Origin of the sequence: Cellulomonas sp. KH9 (assembly GCF_900114185.1) — a bacterium.
Lineage (GTDB): Bacteria > Actinomycetota > Actinomycetes > Actinomycetales > Cellulomonadaceae > Cellulomonas.
In genome coordinates this window covers 1-24,521 of the sequence record NZ_FOSE01000007.1, presented here as the reverse complement: position 1 = coordinate 24,521, position 24,521 = coordinate 1, and the positions used below count along the sequence as shown (strand labels likewise).

Below are 24,521 nucleotides of genomic sequence, written 5' to 3'. Positions count from 1 at the left end.
GCCCCGTCCGGTCCTGCACGCTCACGCGAACGGGTCCAGGACGACCTTGATGCAGCCGTCCGCCTTGCGCTGGAAGACGTCGTACGCCTGCGGCGCCTGCTCCAGGGACACCCGGTGGGTGCGCAGGTCGGCCACCCCCAGCGGGTCCGCCGGGTCGGTGACCAGCGGCAGCAGGTCGTCGTACCACCGCCGGACGTTGGCCTGGCCGAACCGGAACGACAGCTGGCGGTCGAACACGTCCATCATGGGGAACGGGTCCAGCGCGCCGCCGTAGACGCCGACGACCGACACGATCGCACCGCGCCGCGCCACGCCGATGGCGGTCTGCAGGGCGGCCATGCGGTCGACGGCGGCCCTCTCGATGAGCGGCCGCGCCAGCGCGTCGGGCAGGAACGCCGCGGCCCGCTGCCCCGCGGCGGCCACGGGCGAGCCGTGCGCCTCCATGCCGACGGCCTCGACGACGGCGTCCGCCCCGCGTCCGTGGGTGCGCTCGCGCACGGCCTCCACGACGTCGTCGGTCCGGGCCGCGTCGATCACGTCCACGCCGTGGCGGGAGGCCATGAGCAGCCGCTCGGCGACGATGTCGATGCCGATCACCCGCTCGGCGCCCCGGTGCAGCGCGATGCGTGCCGCCATCTGACCGATCGGTCCGAGGCCCACGACCGCCACCGTCCCGCCCGGCGGTACGTCGGCGTACACGACGGCCTGCCACGCGGTGGGCAGGACGTCGGAGAGGTAGAGGTACGTCTCGTCGGGTCGCCCGTCGTCGGGGACCACGAGGGGTCCGTACTGCGCCTGGGGCACCCGCAGGTACTGCGCCTGCCCGCCGGGCACGCTGCCGTACAGGGAGGTGTAGCCGAACAGGGCGGCGCCCTTGCCGGTGGCGTGCACCTGGGTGGTCTCGCACTGGCTCTGCAGCCCCAGCGCGCACATGTGGCAGGTGCCGCACGCGATCCCGAACGGCACGACGACACGGTCGCCGACCTTCAGGCGCCGCCCCGCGTCGGGACCGACCTCCTCGACCACGCCCATGGCCTCGTGGCCCAGCACGTCACCGGGCTGCAGGAACGCCCCGAGCACCGAGTACAGGTGCAGGTCGGACCCGCAGACCGCCGTCGACGTCACCCGGATCACCGCGTCGGTGGGCTCCTCGATCCGCGGGTCGGGCACGTCCTCGACCGACACGTTCTCGCGTCCCTGCCACGTCAGCGCCCGCACCTGCACCACCGTCCCGTCGCTCGTCCGCCGTGCCCCGCCGCCCGTGCGGGCCGCGGTCCGCCATGGGTCGTCCACGGTGGCACCCGGGCGCGGCACGCGCATCCGGAACGGCGACGGGCGCGACGCGCCGACCACCCACGGGCCGGCGCCCGACGCGGGTGGACGTGGACGGCCGACCTGCGGGTCAGTCCTGCTCGTCGGCCATGGCCGCCAGCGTGGTGACGGTGCGCCAGTTGCGGGCCGTGCCGCCGGGGCCCGAGCGACCGGCGAGCCGCGCCGCGAGCCGGCTGCGTCCCATCCCGTCCGGCAGGTACAGGTACAGCTCGCGCCCCCGGGGCGCGAGGTCCTCCGGCGGCGTGACCGCGACCTCGGGTGCGCGGGCCGGCGCCGCACCGGGCAGGAACACCACGTGGTGGTGGGTGGGGTCGTCGTCGCGGTCGAGGAAGGGGTTGCCGTCGACGACCCCGCGCAGCTCCTCCCGCGTCCGCACGACCACGTCGGGGGCGCACGGGAACGCGACGGCGCACGCGGCCCGCAGGCGCGCGGCGACCTGCTCGGTGTCGCCCGCGTCCGCGGTCAGGACGACGTTGCCGCTGTTCACGTAGGTGCGCGCGTCCCGGTAGCCGGTCTCGGCGACGATCCGGCGCAGGTCGGCCATCGGCACCCTCGTCGCGCCCCCGACGTTCACGCCGCGCAGCAGCGCCACCATGACGGTCATCGCACCTCCCCCGTCCGTCCGCTCGGACCGCTCGGACCGCTCGGACCGCTCGGACCGCTCAGAACAGGGTGCCCGCGCCGGTCGCGACGCGCGCCTCGAGGGCCAGCAGCGCCCGCTTGCGGTCGAGCCCGCCGGAGAACCCGGTGAGACCGCCGTCCGCACCGATCACGCGGTGGCACGGCACGACGATCGGCAGGTGGTTGGCGCCGTTGGCCGCGCCGACCGCGCGGGACGCCGTGCGGGGGTCGAGGCCGATCGCGGTCGCGAGCGCGCCGTACGTGGTCGTCGTGCCGTACGGGACCGCCCGCAGCCCGTCCCAGACGCGCTGCCGGAACGTGCTGCCGCGGTACCGGAGCGGCAGGTCGAAGTCCCGGCGCGCGCCCGCCAGGTACTCCGCGAGCTGCCGGGCCGCCTCGTGCAGCACCGGGTCGTCCCCGGGGTCGACGCGACGTCCCAGCCGCTCGGTGGCCGCGGAGCCGTCCGCGTGCGGGAACCGCACGTCCGTCACCGCACCGTCGGCGACACCGACCGCGACCGGCCCGAACGGTGCGGGCACCACCGTGTACGTCGTGCTCACCCCGTCATCCTCCCCCGGACCACCGACACCGCGGCCGCGGCGTGCACCGCCGCCCGGCGGCCGTACCCCCGCACGACGAGGCCTGCAGGCAGCGGCCGACCGGGCCCTGACGCAAGCCGGTCCCGCTCCCCGTGGCGGGGAGCGGGACCTGGCGGGAGAGCCGTCTCGCCGGCACGAGGCGTGGCGCGCTCCCGGACCCCGGAGGGCCGGTCCGGCTCTCGCCGGACCCGGTGCTGCTGCGGGTCCGGGGCGGGCCCCTGACCTGCGGGTGGCCGGTCGCGGTCTGGGGCCGCGATCGGCTGCTGACCCGAGCATCGCACCCGTGTGTGACCGGCGCATCTCGAACGTGCGACCAGTTCGCTACCGGGTCTTTGCCGGGCCGCGGCGGTGTCGGCGGTGCGGGCTACCGTCTCCCCGTGCGCGTCCCCGTCGACCCTGGTCCGGTGCTCGCGTCGCTCGCCGCCCGCGCCGTGCCCGGCGTGGAGGAGGTCGACGTGGTGGCCGGCACCGTGCGCCGTCTCGTCGACCTCGGCTCCGGCCCGGTCCCGGTGACCGCGCACGTCACGGCGGGCGGTGCGGAGGTCCGGGCCGACGGCCCGACCGCCCCGGGCGCGACCGACCGGCTGGCGGTCCGGTGGTTCGGCCTCGGGGACGCCCTCGCACCCGTGCACGACACCCTCGGGGACGACCCCACGCTCGGCCCCCTGCTGGCGGCCCGTCCCCACCTGCGGGTGCCGGGGCACCCCGACGGGTTCGAGGCGGCGGTCCAGGCGGTGCTCACGCAGCAGGTGTCGCTCGGCGCGGGCCGCACCACCGGCGGACGCCTCGCCGCGGCGTACGGCCGAGAGCACGCGTCCGGCCTGCGCGCGTACCCCCGGCCCGAGGACGTGGCCGCGGCCGACCCCGTCGCGCTGCAGGCGGTCCTGCGGGTCCCCCGCACCCGCGCACGTGCCGTGCACGCGCTGGCCGTCGCGTGCGCGCAGGGTCTGCGGCTCGACCCGGGCGCCGACGGGCCCGACGTCCGTGCGGCCCTGCTCGCGGTCCCCGGCATCGGCCCGTGGACGGCCGACGTCGTCGCGCTGCGTGCGCTCGGCGACCGGGACGCGTTCCCGTCGGGCGACCTCGTGCTGCGCCGGGCGCTGGGTGCGCCGGGGCCGCGGGACGTCGCCGCGGCGGGGCTCCGCTGGCGGCCGTGGCGGGCGTTCGCCGCGACGCACCTGTGGGCGTCGGTGACGACCACCGGACCGGTCGGGTGACGTCCGGCCTCGTCGGGGCGACGATCCGGTGACGAGCCGGTCACGATCCCGCGGGACCCGCCCGGGGCACCCCGAGCGTCCCGAGCGTGCAGGCATGCCGACACGCACCCGCACGCTGGTCACCGCCCTCGCCGTGCTCGCGGCCCTCACCGCCTGCAGCGCCGCCGACAGCGGTGCGGACGATGTCGGCGTCGGGACGACGTCGGACGGGCGTGGCGTGTCGGTGGCGGACGAGGACACCGCCCTGTCCGAGGCCGAGGGCGGGGGACGAGCGCCGACGGGTCGGGTGCGCGCGAGGCCCAGCAGGTGGTCCAGACCGCCCGCGCCGCGGTGTCCGCGCCCGACCCCGTCGACGCGGCGCAGGACGTCGCCGCCCTCGCCGCGCGGCTCGAGGGGCGCGTGGACGCCCGGTACGAGCGGTCCGCCGCCGGCGAGCACGACCCGGGCAGCGCCTCGCTGACCGTGCGGGTGCCGGCGGGGGCCATGGACGGCTTCCGCACCGGGCTGGCCGGGATCGGCGACGTCCTGGAGTTCCAGGTGGCGACCGAGGACGTGACCGGCGCCGCGCAGGACCTCGACGCCCGGATCACGGCCACCGAGCTGTCGGTGGCGCGCATGTCCGACCTGCTGGGGCGGGCCGCGTCGAGCAGCGAGATCATCGAGGCCGAGCAGGCGCTGACCGACCGTCAGGCGAACCTCGAGGGGCTGCGCTCCGAGCGGGCCCGGCTCGCGGACCGCGTCGCGCTGTCCACCGTGGACGTCGAGATCGTCGCGCCCGTGCACGCGCAGGAGGCTCTCGTGGCGCGTCCCGCGACGTTCCTCGACGGCCTGGACACCGGGTGGACCGCGTTCGTCGCGACGGTCCGCGGGGTGCTGGTCGTGCTCGGCGTGCTGCTGCCCTGGCTGGTCGTGGCCGGCCTCGCCGCCACCGCCGTGCTGCTGTGGCGCCGCCGCCGTACCGTGGAGGTGGCGACGTCGGCCGGGGACGGCACGACGCCGTCGGGCGGACCCGGCGCGCTCGGCTGAGCGCCTCGCAGGCCCGAAGGTCCCTGTCGGGGGTGGGTCCAGCGGTCGTAATCTCCTGGCAAAGGACAGACCGGGACCGCACCTGCGGCACGGCTGACCGCCGGGTAGCGCCTCATGGGCGACCACGCCCGGTCCCCGAGGCGAAGGAGCTGCCATGAGCGTCACCGTGACCGGTCCCCTGGCGGACGTGTCTCTCGCACCCGAGGTGCGGGCCGCCCTGGAGGCGAGCCCGCGCCTGGTGATCCCCGCAACGCGTGAGGAGCTGTACCGGCTGGCGCTGGGCCCCGAGGGCGGCCCCGTGTTCACCGTCGAGTACGACGTGAACGGCGAGATGGTGCCGGAGGCGACGGTCACCCGCTGCCGCAACGGCGTGGCCGTGAACTACCCCGAGGACTACATGCGCCGGCGCGACCCGGACTGCATGCGGATCGCGGACGACCTGCCCACCGACAAGCCGCGCTACCGCGACGTGTTCGACGCGGAGTTCGACCCCACCCGCACGGAGACGCTCGAGTGGCTCGCCACCCAGGAGCTCGTCGTCGTGCCGTTCAAGGCCGGCGGTCCGCGCTTCGGGTACCCGTCGCTGGCGATCGTGCCGCTGAACAGCGCCTTCTTCGCCCTCACGCTCGTGGACCTGCAGGGGTGGGTGACGTTCGACGAGATCGGCCCGTTCACGCCGCGCTCGATCCTCTACGTCGCGCCGCCGTTCCGGCACACGCACTTCGGCGGCCGGCAGGTCGTCGTGCACAACCGCTCCACGACGCTGCACGAGGTGTGGGCCTACAACCTGTACCCGGGGCCGAGCGCCAAGAAGGGCGTCTTCTCCGTGCTGCTCGACATCGGCGAGCAGGAGGGCTGGCTCACCGCGCACGCCTCGAGCGTCCGCGTGACCACGCCGTACGAGAACGAGACGGTCATCATGCACGAGGGCGCCTCGGGCGGCGGCAAGTCCGAGATGTGCCAGGAGATCCGCCGCGAGGACGACGGGCGCATCCTCGTCGGCACCAACGTGGTGCGCGACGAGCCGTACCACATCACCCTCGGCGAGACGTCGGCGCTGGCGCCCGTGACGGACGACATGACGCTGTGCCACCCGTCGGTGCAGAAGGGCAACGGCCGGCTGGTCGTCGCCGACGCCGAGGACGGCTGGTTCGTCCGCGTCGACAACCTCACGCACTACGGCGAGGACCCGGCGTTCGAGAAGGCGGTGATCCAGCCCGACGAGCCGCTGCTCTTCCTGTCGATCGACGGCGTCGCCGACGCGACCGCGCTGCCGTGGGAGCACACGCTCGACTCCAACGGCAAGCGGTGCCCGAACCCGCGCGTCGTGATCCCCCGGCGGTTCGTCAAGAACGTCATCAGCGAGCCCAAGGAGGTCGACGTCCGCACGTTCGGGGTCCGGATGCCGCTGTGCACCCGGGACAACCCGACCTACGGGATCATGGGGATGATGCACCTGATCCCGCCGTCGCTGGCATGGGTGTGGCGCCTGATCGCCCCGCGCGGGGACAAGAACCCGTCGATCGGCGAGAGCAAGGACGTCAAGAGGGCCCTCAAGCACGGCGGCATGGTCGCCGAGGGTGTCGGCTCGTACTGGCCGTTCTCGACCGGCACCAAGGTGGCGGCGGCGAACCTGCTGCTGCGCCAGATCGCGGAGAACGACCGCACGCGCTACGTCCTGACCCCGAACCAGCACATCGGCGCCTACAAGGTCGGGTTCTCCGCCGAGTGGCTGACCCGTGAGTACCTCGCGCGTCGCGGTGGCGGTCGCATCCTGCGCGAGCAGCTGACCCCGGCGCGGTGCGCGCTGTTCGGCTACCGGCCCAAGGAGATCAAGCTCGACGGGCAGCAGATCCGTCCCACGCTGCTGCAGCCGGAGTACCAGTCCCAGGTCGGCATCGAGGCCTACGACACGGGTGCCGCGATCCTCACGGACTTCTTCCGGGCCGAGCTCGAGCAGTTCCTCACCGACGACCTGGACCCCCTGGGCCGCCGGATCATCGAGCTCGTCCTGCGCGGCGGCTCGGTGGAGGAGTTCGACGAGCTGACGCCGATGTACGTCTGACACGCCGGTCCCCGGCACGCAGCAGCGGGGCCGCACCCCACGGGGGCGCGGCCCCGCTGCTGTGTCGCCCCGCGCTGCCGCGTGTCACGATGCGAGGAGCGCGGCCCTGCCACACCCCACCGAGGTGACGCATGACGAGCACCGCACACGACACTCCTCGACCCGGGGCCGGCCGACCGGAGCACCTGGGCAGTGACCGCCCGTACGCGCAGGACGCGTCCGAGGTGCTCGCCCGGCTCGGCACCACGGCCGACGGGCTCTCGTCCGCCGAGGCGGACGCACGGCTGGCGACGGTGGGCCCCAACCGGTTGCCCACGCCGCCGCGGCCGCACGTCCTGGTGCGGTTCCTCGGGCACTTCGACGACGTCCTCATCTACATCCTGCTCGCCGCCGCGGTGCTCAAGGCGTTCCTCGGGGACTGGGTCGACTTCACGGTGATCCTCGTGGTCGCCCTGGCCAACGCCCTCGTCGGGTTCCTGCAGGAGGGGCAGGCGGAGCGTGCCCTGGACGGCATCCGCACGATGCTGTCGCTGTCGGCCACCGTGCGCCGCGACGGGCAGTGGACCGACGTGGACTCGCAGACGCTCGTGCCGGGCGACGTCGTGCGCGTGCGGTCCGGCGACAAGGTGCCGGCCGACGTGCGCCTCGTCGAGGCGACGAACCTGCAGGTCGACGAGTCCGCCCTCACCGGGGAGTCCGTGCCGGCGGCCAAGGACGTCGCGCCGGTGGGTGCCGACGCAGGCGTGGGCGACCGCGCGAGCATGCTGTTCTCGGGCACGATCGTCGCCGCCGGCACCGGCCTGGGTGTCGTGACCGGGACGGGCCAGGCGACCGAGATCGGGCGCATCCAGTCGCTCATCGCCGACGTGGACCCGCTGGAGACGCCGCTGAAGCGCCAGCTCGCGCGCCTGGGCACCCTGCTGTCCCGGGCGATCCTCGTCATGGCGTTCGCGATGCTCGTCATCGGGCGCGTCGTCCACGACTTCGCCCTGCCGGACCTCGTGTCCGCCGCGATCGGGTTCGCCGTGGCCGCCGTGCCGGAGGGCCTGCCGGCGCTGGTGACGATCACGCTCGCGCTCGGTGTGCAGCAGATGGCCCGGCGCCACGCGATCACCCGCAAGCTGCCCGCGGTCGAGGCGCTCGGATCGGTCACCACCATCTGCTCGGACAAGACCGGGACGCTGACGAGGAACGAGATGACCGCGCGGACGGTCGTCACGGCCGAGCACCGGTACGACGTGGACGGCCTGGGGTACGAGCCGAGCGGCGGCGTCACCCTGGACGGCGCCCCCGCACCCGTCGCCGCGCATCCCGACCTGGCGGCACTGGTGCGCGCCGGTGCGCTGTGCAACGACTCCCGCGTCGTCGCGGACGACGACGGCCGCTGGCGCGTCGTCGGGCAGCCCACCGAGGGTGCGCTACGGACGCTGGCGCTCAAGACGGACGTCCGCACCGACGATGCCCGGCGGCTCGCGGCGGTGCCGTTCGAGTCGGCGAACAAGCTGTCCGCGACGCTCGACGAGCTGCCCGACGCGGAGCTGCGCGTGCACGTCGTCGGGGCCCCGGACCGGCTGCTGGACCGGTCGACCACCCAGCGCGGCCCGTCGGGTGCGCCGGTGCCGCTGGACCGCGAGCGCTGGGAGCACGCCGTCGAGGAGCTGGGCGGGCAGGGACTGCGCGTCCTGGCCACGGCCGAGCGCGCCGCGGCGTCCGGCACGACGACGCTCGACCTGGACGACGTGGACACGGGCCTGACGTTCCTGGGCGTCGTGGGCATCGTCGACCCGCCGCGGCCCGAGGCCGTCGCGGCGATCGCCGACTGCCACCGCGCCGGCATCGCGGTGAAGATGATCACGGGCGACCACGCGGGCACGGCCGTGGCGATCGCGCGCGAGCTCGGGATCGTGCGGCACGGCGAGGAGGTCACCGCGCTCACGGGCGCCGAGCTCGAGGCGATGAGCCAGGAGGAGCTGCGCACCCGCGTCCAGGACGTCGACGTGTACGCCCGCACCAGCCCGGAGCACAAGATCCGGATCGTGCGCGCGTTGCAGTCGCACCGCGAGGTGGTCGCGATGACGGGCGACGGCGTCAACGACGCGCCCGCCCTGACCCGCGCGGACATCGGCATCGCGATGGGCATCAAGGGCACCGAGGCCACGAAGGAGGCGGCGGAGATCGTCCTGGCGGACGACAACTTCGCGACCATCGAGCGGGCGGTCGAGGAGGGACGGCGGATCTACGACAACATCCGCAAGTCCGTGGTGTTCCTCCTGCCGACGAACGGCGCGCAGTCCCTCGTGATCCTCGTGGCGGTGCTGTTCGGGCTGGCGCTGCCGCTGACACCGGTGCAGATCCTGTGGGTCAACCTCGTCACCGCGATCACGCTGTCGCTGGCCCTGGCGTACGAGCCCGCGGAGCCCGGGATCATGGACCGGCCGCCGCGCTCCCCGAAGGAGTCCGTGCTGTCGCGCCCCTCGCTCGTCGTCGTCGTGTGGGCCTCGCTGCTCATCGGCGGCACGACGCTGGCGGTCTACCTGCTGGAGAAGCAGCTCGGTGCGAGCGACGGGGTCGCGCAGACGTCGGCCGTGGCGATGCTCGCGCTGGGGCAGACGGCCTTCCTCTTCTCGTGCCGCTTCCTCAACGGGTCGTCGCTGACGTGGCGGGTGCTCACCGGCAACCGGGTCGTGTGGGTCGCGGTGGGGTCGCTGGCCGTGCTGCAGGCGGTCTTCACCTACGCGCCGTTCATGCACAGCTGGTTCGACTCCGCGCCGATCGGCTGGCGGGACTGGGGCCTGACGGCCGCGTTCGCGGTCGGCGTCTTCCTGCTGTGCGAGGTGGGCAAGGCGGTGGCGCGGCGCGTGCGCCCGTGAGGCGTCGCGCGGACGTCAGGCGGGCGTGCGGTCCGGCGGGACGAACCAGCTGACCGAGCGCGCGACGTCCCCCGCGCGCAGCCAGGTGTGCCGCTCCGACCGCGGGTCGGCGTCGTGCTCGCGCCAGGCGACCATGACGTGCGTGCGCGTCCACCGGATCGCTCGCGCCGCGCGCCACTCCTCGGAGCCGTCGGACCAGACCAGCCGCACGACGACGGCCACGTCCCCCTGCGGGCGCGTCGGGATGCCGTCGGGGACCTCGCTGTTGGCGACGTCGCGGGCCGGGGGTCGGGGCGGGGTGGTGCGGTCGTGCATGACCCCAGGGTATCGAACACCTGTTCGATCCGGCGCCATGTGACGCCGAGATCACCCGGTGCGCGCCCCGCGCCCAGGTCACACGCGGTTGATGCGGACCATGTTCCCCGCCGGGTCGCGGAACGCGCAGTCGCGCGTCCCGTACGGCTGGTCCATCGGCTCCTGGACGACCTCGGCGCCGCCCGCCTGGACGCGCGCGAACGCGGCGTCCACGTCGGACGTCGCGAGGACGACCGACGCGTACGCCCCCTTCGCCATGAGCTCGGCGATGGTGCGGCGCTCGTCGTCGGTGATGCCCGGGTCGGCGGCCGGAGGGTGCAGCACGATCGACGTCTGCGGCTGCGCGGGCGGGCCGACGGTGATCCAGCGCATGTCGCCGTAGCCGACGTCGTTGCGGACCTCGAAGCCCAGGACGTCGCGGTAGAACGCGAGGGAGGCCTCGGGGTCGTCGGCGGGGAGGAAGGTGTAGTGGATGAGCAGGTCCATGCCGCCCACGCTAGGAGGGCGGGGTCGGTGCCGGCTTCTCGGATCCTGACCGATGCCGTCGCGGCCGCGTCACCTGCTTCGTGACGCAGCTCGGCAGACCCGCGAGGTCACCCACGCCGTCCGCCGCGCCCTCCCCTGCGCCGCCCCCGGCACCGCCGCGCGCCGCGAGCCGGCGGTACTGCGACGGCGGGATGCCCACCAGCTCGGAGAAGCGTGTGCTGAACGTCCCCAGCGACGAGCACCCGACTGCGAAGCAGACCTCGGTGACGCTCAGGTCGCCGCGTCGCAGCAGCGTCATGGCGCGCTCGATGCGCCGGGTCATGAGGTAGCTGTAGGGGGACTCGCCGTACACGGCGCGGAAGCGCCGGCTCAGGTGGCCGGCCGACATGTGCGCCCCGCGTGCGAGGGCGGCGACGTCCAGCGGCTGCGCGTGGTCGCGGTCGATGCGGTCGCGCACCGAGCGCAGCAGCCGCAGCTCCCGCAGCCGCGCCTCGTCCCCGGACGTCATGACGACAGCCTGCCGTGCGCCGCGCCGGATGCCCAGACCGCCGACGGGTGGACCGGGAGCCGCCGTGCGAGGGGACAGACGGACGCACGACGCAGGGCGCCGACGCCGGTGCGATGGCGAGGCGGCGCGTCGGCGGCGGCGTTCGCCACCGGCGTCCTGCTCGAGTGGCCGGGCGCCGGGTCGCGGTCGCACCCCTCGCGGCGGCCGTCGCCCACTCCCGGCTGCACGTGGGCGCCCACTGGCTCTCCGACGTCCTCGGCGGTGCCACCTGCAGCCGACGGCCGAGCAGGTCCGCGCCGCCCTCCCGCCGGCGCAGGTGGTCGTCCTGGACGGTGGCACACCGGTCCCCCGGACCGTGCGGGCGGCCGCCGCGCAGGGGGCGCGCCCGCTGCGGGCGGTGCCACCGGCACGACGTCGTATGCTCCTGCGGCAGCGCACGTCACCGGACCTCACGGTCCACGCGGGCGCCGACGGCGCCGACGGGGCCGGCGTGGTGCTCGCGCACGACGGCGAGACCACCGACCTGCCCGCCGACGCCGTGGCCCGGCTGCGCATCGTGCCGGCCGCGCTCACCGTGTACGGGGCCGACGACCCCCGGCCGGACGGGCGCGCGTGACCGACGTCACCGCACCGCCCCCGCAGCCGCGGGAACTGCCGGGGCGGCCGGCCCGTTGCACCCCCGACCCCTCAGTCGACCTTGGAGAACCGATGGACCCCGACAGTCCGGGGCACAGTCCCGTGCCCCACCCCTGCGACGCGACCACGCGACGGGAGGTGGGGCTCCGATGTGGATCCTGAGCCTCCTGCTCGGCGTGATCGTCGTCCTCGCCATCACCGCGGTCACGGCGTACTTCGTGGCCCAGGAGTTCGGCTACATGTCCGTCGACCGCTCCCGCCTCGCGGCGCGCGCGGAGGCCGGTGACGCCGGTGCGCGCAAGGCGCTCGAGGTCACGCGGCGCACGTCCTTCATGCTGTCGGGCGCCCAGCTCGGCATCACCGTCACGGGCCTGCTCGTCGGGTACGTGGCCGAGCCCCTCATCGGTGAGGCGTTCGGCGAGGCGCTGGGCCTGGTGGACGTCCCGACGGGCGTCGGCATCGCCATCGGCACCGTGCTGGCCCTGCTGTTCTCGACGTTCGTGCAGATGCTGGTCGGTGAGCTCTTCCCCAAGAACCTCGCGATCGCCCGCCCCGAGCCCACCGCCGTGCGGCTCGCCACGTCGACCATCTGGTACCTGCGCGCCTTCGGCTGGCTCATCCGCATCTTCGACGCGGCGTCCAACGCGCTGCTCAAGGTCCTGGGCATCGAGCCCGTCCACGACGTCGAGCACTCCGCGACCGCGCGCGACCTCGAGCACATCGTCGCGGACTCCGTCGACCTGCCGCGCGAGCTGTCGGTCCTGCTGGACCGGATCCTCGACTTCCCCGAGAGCGACGTCGAGCACGCCATGGTGCCGCGCTCCCGGGTCGACACGGTCACCCCGGACACCTCGGTGGTGCGGCTGCGCGAGCTGATGTCCGAGGGGCACTCGCGCTACCCCGTGCTGGACGAGGAGTCCGTGACGGGCGTCGTGCACCTGCCCGACGTGCTGCGGTGCACCGACGCGACGGCCACGGCGGCAGACCTGCAGCGCCCCGCCACCCTGGTCCCGGAGTCGATGTCGCTGCCCGACGCCGTGCGCCTGCTGCTGGCGGCCGACAACCAGCTCGCCGTCGTCATCGACGAGTACGGCGGCTTCGCCGGCGCGCTCTCGATGGAGGACGTCGCCGAGGAGCTCGTGGGCGAGATCCACGACGAGCACGACCCGCTCGACGCGGCCGACGCGACCGAGCAGGCCGACGGGTCCTGGATCGTCGCGGGCGACGTGCACGTCGACGAGGTGGAGCGCGCCCTGGGGCGTGACCTGCCGCGCGACGACTACGAGACGATCGCCGGCCTGGCCATCGACGCGCACGGTGCGCTGCCGCCGCAGGGCACGGTCGTCGAGGTGCCGCTGGCACCCGACCCCGCGCACCTCGTCGACGACGAGGAGCCACCCGCGCAGGTGCTGCGCATCGAGGTGCTGGACGTCGAGCGGCACGTGCCCGCACGGGTGCGCCTGAGCGTCGAGGACGTCACCGAGGAGCAGGGCACGACGACGCAGGAGGACGACCGATGAGCAACCCCTGGGTCGTCCTGGTCACGACCGTCGCGATCATCGCGCTGTCCGCGTTCTTCGTCGCGGTCGAGTTCGCCATGCTGGCCGCGCGCCGCCACCGCTTCGAGGACGCCGCCGCCACGAGCCGCACGGCCCGTGCCGCGCTGCGCAGCTCCCACGAGCTGACGGTGCTGCTGGCCGGCGCCCAGCTGGGCATCACCGCCTGCACCCTGGCGCTCGGTGCCATCACCAAGCCGGCGGTGCACCACTGGCTCACACCGCTGTTCGCGTCGTGGGGCCTGCCCGCCGTGCCCGCCGACGTGGTGGGCTTCGTGCTCGCGCTGGTCATCGTGACGTTCCTGCACCTGGTCGTGGGCGAGATGGCGCCCAAGTCGTGGGCGATCGCGCACCCCGAGGCGTCCGCGCAGCTGCTCGCGCTGCCGATGCGGGCGTTCATGTGGGCCGTGCGGCCCGTGCTGCGGGCGCTCAACGAGTCCGCCAACCGCATGCTGCGGCGGGTGGGCGTCGAGCCGGTCGACGAGATGGTCGCGGTCACCGACCCGGCCTCGCTGCGCCACCTGGTGGAGCACTCGGCGAACGTCGGCGCGCTGGACGAGGCGTTCTCGGCACAGCTCTCGCAGGCCCTGGAGCTGCAGCGCATCACGGTGCGCGACCTCGCGGACCCCGCCGCGGTGCCGGTCACCGTGCCCACCACGGCGACGGCCCAGGACGTGCAGCGCGCCTCCCTGGACAGCGGGCACCTGCGCATCCTCGTCGGCGACGCCGGCGCGGTCACGGGCGTCGTGCACGTGCGCGACACCCTGATGAGCGAGCCGACGGCCCCGGCGGCACCGTTCGTGCGTCCGGTGTACGAGCTGCCGGGCGACACCCTGGTGGCCACCGCGTTCGCCGGCATGCGGGAGGGCCGCCACCACCTGGCGGTCGTCACGGGTGGCGAGCGCACCCTGGTGGTCACGCTCGCGGACGTGGTCGAGCGGCTGCTGCCGCAGGCCACGGGCACGGGCGCCGCGTGAGCGCGCGCGGGCGCCGGTCCACCGGACCGTCGCCCGCGCGCGCCGCTCAGGTGTCGGGCGGGCGACGACCGGGTGAAATCCTCGCGCCCCCGCAGGACGCCGGGCCCGCAGCGGGTGACAGTGGACCTGTGCACGCGAGCCAGGACGTCCCCGGGCAGGCACCCGTGCGCCACCCGTACGTCCACGACCCCAGCGGCGTGGTCGCCCTCGCCCACCGGGGCTTCGCGCTCGACGGCCGCGAGAACTCCCTGACCGCGTTCGGCGCGGCGGTCGACCTCGGGTTCCGGTACGTGGAGACGGACGCGCACGCGACGGCCGACGGCGTCGCGGTGGCGCTGCACGACGAGACCCTGGACCGGACGACGGACGGCGAGGGCATGGTGTCCGAGCTGCCGTGGTCGGTGGTGCGCCGCGCCCGCATCGGCGGGGTCGACCCGGTGCCGATGCTCGTCGACGTGCTCGGCACCTGGCCCGACCTGCGGGTCAACGTCGACGTGAAGAGCGAGTACGCCATCGCGCCCGTCGCGGAGGCGATCGAGCGCACCGCGTCGCACGACCGCGTGTGCGTGGCGTCCTTCTCCGCCGCGCGCCGGCGGGCGACGGTGGCGCGGCTGAGCCGCCCGGTGGCGACGTCCGCCGCGACGGGCGAGGTCGCCCGGTTCCTCGTCGCGCACCGGGCGCACGCCAGACGGCTCGCGGCGCGCGCGCTGCGCGAGGTGGACGCGCTGCAGGTGCCGGTCGCGCAGGGGCGGCTGCGGGTGGTCGACGCCGGCACCGTCGCCGCGGCGCACGCCGCCGGGCGGGCCGTGCACGTGTGGACCGTCGACGACCCGGACGAGATGCACCGTCTCCTTGACCTCGGCGTGGACGGTCTGGTCACCGACCGCGCCGACCTGCTGCGCGACGTGCTGCGGGCGCGCGGCGTGTGGTCCTGACCGGACCCGCGGCACCCTGCAGGACGCGCCGCCCGCGGGGCTGTGGACGCGCGCGTCGGTGTCCCCGCGGTTCGCTACCGTGCGTCGGGTGACGACGACGGGGCACGGACGGTCCACGACGGCCGCGACGCGTGCCCTGCGGGTGCACACCGCCGAACGGGCGGACGTGCTGGTCGACGCGCTCGCCGACGTCCTCGCGGACGTGCCGCCCGGGACCGACCCGTTCGCCCGTGAGGTCGTCGCCGTACCCACGCGCGGGGTCGAGCGGTGGGTCGCGCAGCGGCTGTCCCACCGCCTGGGCGTCGGACCGGACGGCGAGGGCGGTGTCAGCGCCCGCATCGACTTCGGGCCGCCCACCCACCTGGTGCGCGAGGCGGTCGCGGCGGCCACCGGCACGTCGCGCGACGACGACCCGTGGGAGCCCGAGCGCCTCGCGTGGCACGTCCTGCGCGCCGTGGACGACGCCGTCACGCAGGACGTGCCGTGGGCCGGTCCGCTGCGTCGGCACCTCGTGGACGCCGACGACCGGCAGGACGTGCACGCCGGGCGGCGGCTGCGCCTCGCGCAGCGGCTGGCCGGGACGTTCGCCGCGTACGCGGCCCAGCGGCCCTCGCTCGTCGCCGCCTGGGCCGCCGGGCGGGACGAGGACGGCGCCGGCGCCCCCCTGCCGCCGGACCTGGTGTGGCAGGCGTCGCTGTGGCGGGCGGTGCGCGCCGCCGTCGGCGTCCCCGGGCCCGCCGAGCTCCTCGACGACGCCGTGCGCACGCTGCGTGCGGACCCGGACGTGGTCGACCTGCCCCCGCGGCTGTCCGTCCTCGGCCCGACCCGGCTGCCGCGGGCGCACGTCGACGTGCTGGCCGCGCTCGCGGCGCACCGCGACGTGCACGTGTGGCTCCCCCACCCCTCGCCGCGACTGTGGCAGCGGGCGGCGGACGCGTCCGCGGCGGACGCGTCCGCGGCGCACGCGTCCGCGGCGGGCGCCGCTCCCCGTCGCAGCGCCGTGCCGACCGTCGCCGTGCACCCCCTGCTCGCGTCCGCGGCCCGCGACGCCACCGAGCTGGGGCTGCGGCTGACGGGCACGGGCGCCGGCGTCACGCACCACCCGGCGCCGCCGCCGCCCGTGACCGCGCTCGGCGCGCTGCAGGCGGCGCTGCGTGCCGACGAGCGTCCCACGACCCGCGTCGCCGCCGGCCCCGACGACCGCACCGTCCAGGTGCACTCCTGCCACGGCCGCGGACGTCAGGTCGAGGTGCTGCGCGAGGTGGTGCTCGGGCTGCTCGCGGACGACCCGACGCTGCAACCGCGGGACGTCGTCGTGCTGTGCCCGGACGTCGAGGCGTTCGCGCCCCTGGTCGTGGCGGCGTTCGGTGCGCCGGCGTCCCCCGCCGACGGCGGCGGCCCGCCCGCCCGGCAGGACGCCCTGCCCGTCCACCCCGGGCGCACGCTGCGCGTGCGCGTGGCCGACCGCGCCCCGGCGCGCACCAACCCCCTGCTGCGGGTCGTCTCGGCGCTGCTGGAGCTGGCGGGGTCGCGGGTCACCGCGTCCGGCGTCGTGGACCTCGCGGGCCTGCCCGCCGTGCGGCGGCGCTTCGGCTTCGACGACGCCGCCGTCGAGCAGCTGCGGGCGTGGGCGCTCGCGTCGGGCGTCCGGTGGGGTGAGGACCTGGACCGCCGGGAGCGGTTCGGGCTCGGCCGGGTCGCGCAGGGCACGTGGCGCACCGCCACCGACCGGCTGCTGCTGGGCGTCGCGATGGCCGAGGAGGAGCAGCGGTTCGTCGGGTCGGCGCTCCCCCTGGACGACGTCGACAGCACCGACGTGGACCTCGCCGGCCGCGTGGCCGAGCTCGTCGACCGGGTCACCGCGCTGCTGGACGAGCTCGACGGCGTGCGGCCCGCCGACGCGTGGTTCGACGCGCTCGAGCGTGCGCTCGTCCTGCTGACGGCCGCTGACCCGGCCGACGCCTGGCAGGAGGTCGGTGCGCGTGCCGTGCTCGCGGACGCGCGTGCGTCGGCCGCCGGCACCGACGTGCCGCTGCGCCTGCCGGACGTCGTCGCCCTCCTCGAGCCGCGGCTCGCAGGCCGCCCGACCCGCGCGGGGTTCCGCACGGGGGCGCTGACGGTGTGCTCCCTGGAGCCGATGCGCGCGGTGCCGCACCGCGTGGTGTGCCTGCTGGGCATGGACGACGGCGTGTTCCCGCGCGGCGGCGCACCGGACGGCGACGACGTGCTGGCGCGCGACCCGCTGGTCGGTGAGCGGGACCGCCGCGCGGAGGACCGTCAGCTGTTCCTCGACGCCGTGATGGCCGCCGGTGACCACCTCGTGGTCGTGCACAGCGGCGCCGACGAGCGCACGGGCGCACCGCGGCCGCCCGCGGTGCCCGTGGGCGAGCTGCTCGACGCCGTCAACGAGGCCGTGGAGCCGGGCGGCGGGCGGACGGCGCGGGAGGCGTTCGTGGTGCAGCACCCGCTGCAGACGGTCGACGAGCGCAACTTCACGCCCGGCGCGCTGGGGCGGACGGGCCCTTTCAGCTTCGACGCCGTGGACCGCCGGGCGGCCGAGGTCGCGCGCGGTCCCCGCCGACCCCGGCCCCCGCTGCTCACCGCCCCGCTGCCGCCGCTCGAGGAGCCGGTCGTGGACCTCGACGACCTGGTGTCCGCGCTCGAGCACCCCGTCCGGGCGTTCGTCCGGCGCCGGCTGGGCGTCCTGGTGCCGGGCGAGAGCGAGGACCTCGACGACCGTCTGCCGCTGACCCTGGCGCCGCTCGACGGCTGGGCGGCGGGTGACCGGCTGCTGACCGCGGTCCTGTCGGGGGTGGACCTGGGCCGCGCGGCCGCTGCCGAGCGCCGCCGCGGCACGGCGCCGCCGGGCACCCTCGGTGGCGCCGCGCTGGCCGACGTCGCCACGCGGGTGACCGCCGTCGCCGAGGCCGCGGCACCGGTGCTGACGGTGCCCGGGTCGACCGTCGACGTCACCGTGGCGCTGCCCGGCGGTCGGACGCTGGCGGGCACCGTGCCGGGGGTGCACGGGGACGTCCTGGTGCGTGCCGTGTACGCGCGCCTCGGTGCCAAGCACCGGCTGCGCGCGTGGGTGCAGCTCCTCGCGCTCGCCGCGGACCCCACCACCCCGCCCGTGCGCGCGGCCGTGACCGTGGGCCGCGCCGTCGGCAGCCGTCCGCGGGCCATGACCTCGTGGCTGTCGCCGCCCGCCGCGGACGACGCGCGCCGCCTGCTCGCCGACCTCGTCGCGGTCCGCGACCGCGCGCTGTGCGCCCCGCTGCCGCTGCCCGTGGCCGCCGGGGGCACGTACGCGCAGCGGCGCCACGGGCACGACGACCCCGCCGGTGCGCTCGCCGACGCCGAGCACGCGCTGCGGGACCGCTTCGAGCACACGGACGAGTACCACGTGCTCGCGTGGGGTGAGGGGTTCACCCTGACGGCCGTGGCGGGCGACCCCGCACCCGCCGACCGCGCGGCGTGGCCGCACGAACCGACCCTGCTGGGCGCGCTGGCGCGCACCGTGTGGGACGCGCTGCTCACGCACGAGGGACGGGAGCCCGCATGACCGTCACGACCGGCGTCGACGTGTTCGACGTGTGCGGCCCGCTGCCGTCGGGCACGACCGTGCTCGAGGCCAGCGCGGGCACGGGCAAGACCTTCACGATCGCGGCGCTCGCGGCGCGCTACGTCGCCGAGGGTCACGTCCGCCTGCCCGAGCTGCTGCTGGTGACGTTCGGCCGGATGGCGACCAGCGAGCTGCGGGACCGCGTGCGCGCCCGCCTGGTCGCCACCGAGCGGGCGCTGCGGGGACCGGGGGCGCGTGGGAGTGACGACGTCCTCGTGCGGCACCTCGCGGACGTCGACGACGCCGAGCTCGCCCGCCGCTGCGCCCGCCTGACCGTCGCGCTGTCCGAGGTGGACGCCGCGACCATCACGACGACCCACGGGTTCTGCCAGCAGATGCTGCGCACGCTGGGCACCACGACGGGCGGTGGGCACGTCGAGCCCGGTGCCGCGCTGCTCCCCGACGTGGCCGACCTGGAGGCGCAGGTCGTCGACGACCTGTACCTCGGGGCGTACGCGTTCGCCGAGCGGCCCGTCCTGACGGTCCCCGAGGCGCGCGAGGTGGCACGCGCCGCGGTGAGCGACCACGCGGCCGTCCTCGCGCCCGACGACGCACCACCCGGCACCCCGCCGGACCACCGGTTCCGCCTCGCGCGGGCCGTCCGCCGCGAGGTCGTCCGCCGGCGGCGGGCGGCGCACGTCGTCGACTACGACGACCTGCTGACGCTGCTGCACGCCGCGCTGACCGACCCGGTCAGCGGTGCCGCCGCGGCCGAGCGGGTGCGCGCGCCGTACCGCGTCGTGATGGTCGACGAGTTCCAGGACACCGACGAGGTGCAGTGGGAGATCCTGCGCACGGCGTTCCACGGCCACCGGACCCTCGTGCTCATCGGCGACCCGAAGCAGGCGATCTACGCGTTCCGCGGTGCCGACGTGCACACGTACCTGGCGGCTCGCGCCGTCGCGACGACGGCCACGCTGGGACGCAGCTGGCGCGCCGACGCGCCCCTGCTCGACGGGCTCGCCCACCTGCTCGGCGGGGCCGCGCTCGGCGACCCCCGGATCGTGGTGCACCCGGTGCAGGCCGCGCGGCAGGGACGCCGGATCGACGGCGGTCCCCCGGTCGTCGTGCGCCGGGTGACGCGGCGGGCCGTGGGCGCGGGCAGCGCCGCGCCGCGGGTCGACACCGTGCGCTCGTTGATCCACCGGGACGTCGCGGCACAGGTGGTACGGACGCTGCGGGGCAGCCGCCTGCGGGACGGGGACGGGTGGCGCCCGGTGCTGCCCGGTGACGTCGCGGTCCTCGCGCGGCGGAACGCCGACGCGCTGGCGGTGCGCGACGCCCTGGTCGCCTCGGGGGTGCCGGCCGTGGTGTCCGGCCTGTCGAGCGTGTTCGCGACGTCCGCCGCGCGTGACTGGCTGGTGCTGCTCAGCGCGCTCGCCGCCACGGGTGACGCGGCCCGGGTGGCCGCGGCGGCGCTCACGCCGTTCGTCGGGTGGGACGCCGCACGCCTCGCGGGCGCGTCGGACCGCGAGCACGACGACCTCGCGGACCTGCTCCGCGGGTGGTCCCACGTGCTCGCGGGCCAGGGCGTCGCGGCGCTGCTGCAGGCGACGGCCGCCGCGGGCCTGCACGAGCGGCTCGCCGTGCGCGTCGACGGCGAGCGGGCGCTGACCGACGTGCGGCACGTCGGCGAGGTGCTGCACGCTGCCGCCCGCGACGCGGGCCTCGGTGCCGCGGCGCTGACGGAGTGGCTGCGGGCGCGTATCGACGAGGCGGCCGGCGACTACGCCGAGGAGCGCAGCCGCCGTCTCGAGACGGACGCGGCGGCCGTCCAGGTCGTCACGGTGCACGCCGCGAAGGGGCTGGAGTTCCCCGTCGTGCTGGTGCCGTTCGCGTGGGACCGGTTCGTGCCGCGCACCCCGGCGGTGCTGCGGTACCACGACGACGACGGCACGCGGCGCCTGCACGTGGGCGGACCGGGGAGCCCGGGCTACGAGGCCGCGCGCGCCCGCCACCAGGCCGAGGAGGCCGGTGAGGACCTGCGCCTGGCGTACGTCGCGCTGACGCGGGCGAGCAGCCAGGTCGTGGTGTGGTGGGCCCCGAGCACGGTGTCTGCGTCGGGGGCCGTGGGGCGTCTGGCGCTGGGGGCGCGGGACGCGCTGGGCCTGCCGCCGGACACGGTGCCCGTGCCGCGCGACGACCAGGCCGCCGCGGCGTTCGAGGCGCTGGCCGACCGCTCGGGTGGCACCGTCGTGCACGAGACCGTCGACGAGGCGCCCGCGCCGGTGCGCTGGGCCCCGGAGCGCGGACCGCTGACCCCGCTGGAGGTCGCGCACCTGCACCGGACGGTCGACACGACGTGGCGCCGCACGTCCTACTCGGGGTTGACCGCCGCAGCGCACGACGCCGGCCCGGCCGGCCCCGCTGCCCCGGACCGTGCCGGTGTTGCCGACGAGCCGGAGGACCCCGGGATCCAGGACGAGGCCGACGGTCCCGTGCCGGTGCGTCCGCCGCACGCGGGGGACGGCGACGAGCCCGACCCGCAGGTGCTGGCGCGCACCACCCCGGACCCCGTGCTGACCGCCGCGCTGCGTGCGGTGCGGTCGCCGCTGGCGGACCTGCCCGGCGGGACCGCGTTCGGCACGCTCGTGCACCACGTCCTCGAGCACGTCGACACGGGCGCCGCCGACCTCGCGGCGGAGGTGCGCGCGCGCTGCGTCGAGGCCGCGGGGTACGTCGCCGGGCTGGGCATCGACCCGGACGTGCTCGCCGAGGCGCTGCTGCCCGCCCTGCACACGCCTGGCGGGCCGCTGCTCGGCGGGCGGACGCTCGCCCAGGTCGCCCCGCGCGACCGGCTCGCCGAGCTCGACCTCGAGCTCCCGTTGGCGGGTGGCGACCTCGACGCGTCGGGCCGGCACCCGGCGACGCTGGCGGACGTCGCCACGCTGCTGCGGACCCACCTCGACCCCGACGACCCGTTCGCGCCCTACGCCGGGCGGCTGCAGGCGCTGCACGACGACACCGCCACGCGCCCCGGCGCGCTGCGGGGGTACCTGACCGGCAGCATCGACGCCGTCCTGCGGGTCGAGGTCGACGGCGACACCCGGTACGTCGTCGTCGACTACAAGACCAACCGGCTGGGCCCGCCGGACGAGCCGCTGACCGCGTGGCACTACCGCCCGGCGGCGACCGTGCTCGCGATGATGGACGCGCACTACCCGCTGCAGCTGCTGCTGTACACGGTCGGGTTGCACCGGTTCCTGCGGTGGCGGCTCCCCGGGTACGCCCCGGACCGGCATCTGGGCGGCGGCGCGTACCTGTTCGTCCGCGGCATGTGCGGGCCGGGGACACCGGTCGTCGACGGCTCGCCGTGCGGCGTGGTGTCGTGGCGGCCGCCCTCGGCCCTGGTCGTGGCGCTCTCCGCGCTGCTCGACGGCAGGGGGACGGGACGATGAGCGCGGACGTGGCCACCGACGTCACGGGGGGTGCGGACGTCGACCCCGGCGACCCCCGCCGCCCATGGCGCGCGGGGCCGCTGCTGGGGGTGTTCGCCGCGGCGGGCGTCCTGACGTCCGCCGATGTGCGCGTCGCCGAGCGGCTGGGCGACCTGACCGGTGAGGACGACGCGACGGTGCAGCTCGCCGCCGCGCTGGCCGTGCGCGCCGTGCGGTCGGGGTCGGTGTGCGTCGACCTGACCGAGGCCCCGACGCTCGCGGCCGAGGGCTCCCCCGACGACCCCGACGCACCGGCGCAGGACATCGCCCTGCCGTGGCCGGACCTCACGGCGTGGACGGCCGCCGTGCGCGCCAGCCGGATGGTCGCGGACGGTGTGGACGGGCCCGCCGACCGCCCGGTGCGCTGGGTGGACGGCCGCGTGTACCTCGACCGCTACTGGCGCGACGAGCAGGTGGTGCGCCGCGACGTCGACGCGCGCCTGGTCGGACTGCTCGACGTCGACGACACAGCGCTGCGTGCCGCGGTGCACGCACGCTTCGGCCGCCCGCAGGACGGGCGCCAGCGGCTGGCTGCCGCGACCGCCGCGCTGTCGCGGCTCACGGTGCTCACGGGCGGACCGGGCACGGGCAAGACGACGACCGTCGCACGGCTGGTCGCCGTGCTGCGTGACGTCACCGGCCCCGGCCTGCGGGTGGCGCTCGCGGCACCGACCGGGAAGGCGGCCGCCCGGTTGCAGGAGGCGGTGAACGCCGAGCTGGCACGGCTCGCTGCGCGGGCGGCCGACGCCCCTGCGCCGCTCACCGCGTCCACGATCCACCGCCTGCTCGGGTGGCGGCCGTCGAGCACGCGGTTCGCGCACGACCGCACCCACCGCCTCCCCCACGACGTCGTGGTGCTCGACGAGGCGTCGATGGTGTCGTTGCCGCTGCTCGCGCGCGTCCTCGACGCGCTGCGGCCCGACGCGCGGCTCGTCCTCGTGGGCGACCCCGACCAGCTCGCCTCCGTCGAGGTGGGTGCGGTGCTCGGCGACCTGGTGGCGCGTCCGGTCCCCGCGGGACCGCTGCCCGCGCGTCTGGCAACGGTCCTGCCGGCGGACGTCCCCGACGCAGCGGGCACCGGCACGGAGGACTCCCGCGACGCCGCAGCGCTGCACGGCGGTGTCGTGCGGCTCGTCGTCCCGCACCGGTACGGGCACGAGCTGGGGGCACTGGCCCAGGCCGTGCGTCGTGGCGACGCCGACACCGCGCTGGAGCTCCTGCGCGCCGGGGGCGCGCACGCGTCGCTCGTCGAGCCCGCCGGCGAGGTGCCGACGGACGACGAGGTCCCGACCATCCGTGGCGCGGTCAGCGCGTCGGGCGCCCGCACCACCGCGGCGGCCCGCGCCGGAGACGTCACGGGAGCCCTCGAGGCCCTGGGGGCGCACCGGCTGCTGCTCGCGCACCGCCGCGGGCCCGCAGGCGTCGCGCGGTGGTCAGCACTGGCCGAGCGCTGGGTCCGGCAGACCACGGAGGAGCTCCAGACCGGGCCGTGGCCGCCGGGCCGCCCCCTGCTCGTCACCACCAACGATCGCACCACCGGACTCTCGAACGGCGACACGGGCGTGGTGGTCGCCGACGGCGGGGGCGGCGTCGTCGCGGTGTTCGGCGAGCCGGGATCGCCACGGCTGATCCGCCCGCACCGCCTCCCGGCGGTCGAGACCGTGCACGCGATGACGGTGCATCGCGCGCAGGGCAGCCAGTTCCAGGACGTGACGGTGGTGCTGCCGCCCGCCTCGTCGCCGCTGCTCACGCGCGAGCTGCTCTACACCGCGATCACGCGGGCCCGCGGGCACGTTCTCGTCGTCGGGTCGGCCGAAGCCGTCCGGGCGGCCGTCGAGCGCCCGGTCCGCCGCGCGAGCGGTCTGCGCTTCGCCCGCTGACCCGGGGCCGGGCCGGGGCCCCATACCGTCGCCGCCGTCGCCCGCGAAGGGTCTCATGACGGCATCGAGAGCACCGGACCGTACGAGGTACATCTCCGGGAACGACGAAAGGCCCACCCCGGTCAGGGGTGGGCCTTTCGTTGAATGATTGTCCGGCGGCGTCCTACTCTCCCACACCCTGGCGGGTGCAGTACCATCGGCGCTGAAGGGCTTAGCTTCCGGGTTCGGAATGGGACCGGGCGTTTCCCCTTCGCTATGACCGCCGTAACTCTGTCGAGATGTCAACGGGAATGAACCGTTGGTTTCTCGGGAACCGCACAGTGGACGCGTAGCAATGAATGAAGTTAGTCAAGTTGTCGGCTTATTAGTACCGGTCAGCTGCGGCAGTCGTTAGTCCTGCCTTCCACATCCGGCCTATCTACCCAGTGGTCTAGCTGGG

Annotated in this window: 17 protein-coding genes and 1 rRNA gene; 11 read left to right on the top strand and 7 right to left on the bottom strand. The window is 75.9% G+C overall.

Features of this window, described 5'->3' with window-relative positions:
- Positions 1–21: 21 nt before the first annotated feature.
- The 3 genes from BMZ16_RS18360 to BMZ16_RS19925 all read right to left on the bottom strand — a co-directional run bounded on the left by BMZ16_RS18360 (position 22) and on the right by BMZ16_RS19925 (position 2,513).
- Positions 22–1,218 (bottom strand): zinc-dependent alcohol dehydrogenase, encoded by a 1,197-nt coding sequence (locus BMZ16_RS18360; protein WP_089803338.1) that lies wholly within the window; start codon positions 1,216–1,218, stop codon positions 22–24.
- A gap of 184 nt (positions 1,219–1,402) precedes the next feature.
- Positions 1,403–1,936 (bottom strand): DUF1697 domain-containing protein, encoded by a 534-nt coding sequence (locus BMZ16_RS18355; protein WP_218143400.1) that lies wholly within the window; start codon positions 1,934–1,936, stop codon positions 1,403–1,405.
- A gap of 58 nt (positions 1,937–1,994) precedes the next feature.
- The gene (locus BMZ16_RS19925; RefSeq protein WP_255366808.1) at positions 1,995–2,513 is read right to left on the bottom strand and encodes a methylated-DNA--[protein]-cysteine S-methyltransferase; all 519 of its coding nucleotides are present in this window, start codon (positions 2,511–2,513) and stop codon (positions 1,995–1,997) included.
- A gap of 416 nt (positions 2,514–2,929) precedes the next feature.
- On the opposite strand from BMZ16_RS19925, the gene BMZ16_RS18345 reads away from it, so the two are divergent.
- The 4 genes from BMZ16_RS18345 to BMZ16_RS18330 all read left to right on the top strand — a co-directional run bounded on the left by BMZ16_RS18345 (position 2,930) and on the right by BMZ16_RS18330 (position 9,730).
- Entirely contained in the window at positions 2,930–3,769 is an 840-nt protein-coding gene (locus tag BMZ16_RS18345; RefSeq protein ID WP_089803333.1) for a DNA-3-methyladenine glycosylase family protein, read from the top strand.
- A 306-nt stretch (positions 3,770–4,075) separates the two neighbouring features.
- Positions 4,076–4,795, top strand: coding sequence for a DUF4349 domain-containing protein (locus BMZ16_RS18340; RefSeq protein WP_177199781.1), 720 nt, complete (start codon positions 4,076–4,078; stop codon positions 4,793–4,795).
- 154 nt (positions 4,796–4,949) lie between these two features.
- A complete protein-coding gene (locus tag BMZ16_RS18335; protein WP_089803245.1) occupies positions 4,950–6,860 on the top strand; it encodes a DUF4914 family protein in 1,911 nt (636 codons plus the stop codon).
- A gap of 131 nt (positions 6,861–6,991) precedes the next feature.
- Positions 6,992–9,730, top strand: a complete 2,739-nt coding sequence (locus BMZ16_RS18330) for a cation-translocating P-type ATPase (protein WP_089803243.1) — start codon at positions 6,992–6,994, stop codon at positions 9,728–9,730.
- 15 nt (positions 9,731–9,745) lie between these two features.
- On the opposite strand, the gene BMZ16_RS18325 is transcribed toward BMZ16_RS18330, so the two are convergent.
- The 3 genes from BMZ16_RS18325 to BMZ16_RS18315 all read right to left on the bottom strand — a co-directional run bounded on the left by BMZ16_RS18325 (position 9,746) and on the right by BMZ16_RS18315 (position 11,039).
- Positions 9,746–10,045 (bottom strand): hypothetical protein, encoded by a 300-nt coding sequence (locus BMZ16_RS18325; RefSeq protein WP_089803241.1) that lies wholly within the window; start codon positions 10,043–10,045, stop codon positions 9,746–9,748.
- Positions 10,046–10,123: 78 nt separating this feature from the next.
- A complete protein-coding gene (locus tag BMZ16_RS18320; RefSeq protein ID WP_177199780.1) occupies positions 10,124–10,531 on the bottom strand; it encodes a VOC family protein in 408 nt (135 codons plus the stop codon).
- Between the two features lie 10 nt (positions 10,532–10,541).
- Positions 10,542–11,039, bottom strand: coding sequence for a helix-turn-helix transcriptional regulator (locus BMZ16_RS18315; RefSeq protein WP_089803237.1), 498 nt, complete (start codon positions 11,037–11,039; stop codon positions 10,542–10,544).
- Between the two features lie 418 nt (positions 11,040–11,457).
- Between BMZ16_RS18315 and BMZ16_RS18310 the strand changes: the two genes are divergently transcribed.
- The 7 genes from BMZ16_RS18310 (at position 11,458) to recD (ending at position 24,082) form a co-directional block, all read left to right on the top strand.
- Positions 11,458–11,655, top strand: a complete 198-nt coding sequence (locus BMZ16_RS18310) for a hypothetical protein (RefSeq protein ID WP_143082895.1) — start codon at positions 11,458–11,460, stop codon at positions 11,653–11,655.
- Positions 11,656–11,824: 169 nt separating this feature from the next.
- A complete protein-coding gene (locus tag BMZ16_RS18305; RefSeq protein WP_089803232.1) occupies positions 11,825–13,195 on the top strand; it encodes a hemolysin family protein in 1,371 nt (456 codons plus the stop codon).
- On the top strand, positions 13,192–14,208 hold the full coding sequence (locus BMZ16_RS18300) for a CNNM domain-containing protein (RefSeq protein ID WP_089803230.1): 1,017 nt from the start codon (positions 13,192–13,194) through the stop codon (positions 14,206–14,208). Before BMZ16_RS18305 ends, BMZ16_RS18300 begins: the two co-directional genes overlap by 4 nt.
- 128 nt (positions 14,209–14,336) lie before the next feature.
- Complete coding sequence (locus tag BMZ16_RS18295) at positions 14,337–15,143, top strand: glycerophosphodiester phosphodiesterase family protein (RefSeq protein WP_369822671.1); 807 nt, start codon at positions 14,337–14,339, stop codon at positions 15,141–15,143.
- A gap of 88 nt (positions 15,144–15,231) precedes the next feature.
- Positions 15,232–18,705 (top strand): exodeoxyribonuclease V subunit gamma, encoded by a 3,474-nt coding sequence (gene recC / locus BMZ16_RS18290; protein ID WP_255366807.1) that lies wholly within the window; start codon positions 15,232–15,234, stop codon positions 18,703–18,705.
- On the top strand, positions 18,702–22,163 hold the full coding sequence (locus BMZ16_RS18285; protein ID WP_089803227.1) for a UvrD-helicase domain-containing protein: 3,462 nt from the start codon (positions 18,702–18,704) through the stop codon (positions 22,161–22,163). The genes recC and BMZ16_RS18285 overlap by 4 nt, the downstream gene beginning before the upstream one ends.
- On the top strand, positions 22,160–24,082 hold the full coding sequence (recD, locus tag BMZ16_RS18280) for an exodeoxyribonuclease V subunit alpha (RefSeq protein ID WP_089803225.1): 1,923 nt from the start codon (positions 22,160–22,162) through the stop codon (positions 24,080–24,082). Before BMZ16_RS18285 ends, recD begins: the two co-directional genes overlap by 4 nt.
- Positions 24,083–24,232: 150 nt before the next feature.
- On the opposite strand, the gene rrf is transcribed toward recD, so the two are convergent.
- Positions 24,233–24,349 (bottom strand): 5S ribosomal RNA (gene rrf, locus BMZ16_RS18275).
- Between the last annotated feature and the right edge of the window lie 172 nt (positions 24,350–24,521).

What these genes read in the sequence shown, in the direction of transcription:
- BMZ16_RS18330 (WP_089803243.1), top strand. Translation starts at nt 6,992, where the DNA reads ATGACGAGCACCGCACACGACACTCCTCGACCCGGGGCCGGCCGACCG.
- BMZ16_RS18310 (WP_143082895.1), top strand. Translation starts at nt 11,458, where the DNA reads ATGCTCCTGCGGCAGCGCACGTCACCGGACCTCACGGTCCACGCGGGC.
- BMZ16_RS18305 (WP_089803232.1), top strand. Translation starts at nt 11,825, where the DNA reads ATGTGGATCCTGAGCCTCCTGCTCGGCGTGATCGTCGTCCTCGCCATC.
- BMZ16_RS18335 (WP_089803245.1), top strand. Translation starts at nt 4,950, where the DNA reads ATGAGCGTCACCGTGACCGGTCCCCTGGCGGACGTGTCTCTCGCACCC.
- BMZ16_RS18315 (WP_089803237.1), bottom strand. Translation starts at nt 11,039, where the DNA reads ATGACGTCCGGGGACGAGGCGCGGCTGCGGGAGCTGCGGCTGCTGCGC.
- BMZ16_RS18355 (WP_218143400.1), bottom strand. Translation starts at nt 1,936, where the DNA reads ATGACCGTCATGGTGGCGCTGCTGCGCGGCGTGAACGTCGGGGGCGCG.
- BMZ16_RS18320 (WP_177199780.1), bottom strand. Translation starts at nt 10,531, where the DNA reads ATGGACCTGCTCATCCACTACACCTTCCTCCCCGCCGACGACCCCGAG.
- recD (WP_089803225.1), top strand. Translation starts at nt 22,160, where the DNA reads ATGAGCGCGGACGTGGCCACCGACGTCACGGGGGGTGCGGACGTCGAC.
- BMZ16_RS18325 (WP_089803241.1), bottom strand. Translation starts at nt 10,045, where the DNA reads ATGCACGACCGCACCACCCCGCCCCGACCCCCGGCCCGCGACGTCGCC.
- BMZ16_RS18285 (WP_089803227.1), top strand. Translation starts at nt 18,702, where the DNA reads ATGACCGTCACGACCGGCGTCGACGTGTTCGACGTGTGCGGCCCGCTG.
- BMZ16_RS18300 (WP_089803230.1), top strand. Translation starts at nt 13,192, where the DNA reads ATGAGCAACCCCTGGGTCGTCCTGGTCACGACCGTCGCGATCATCGCG.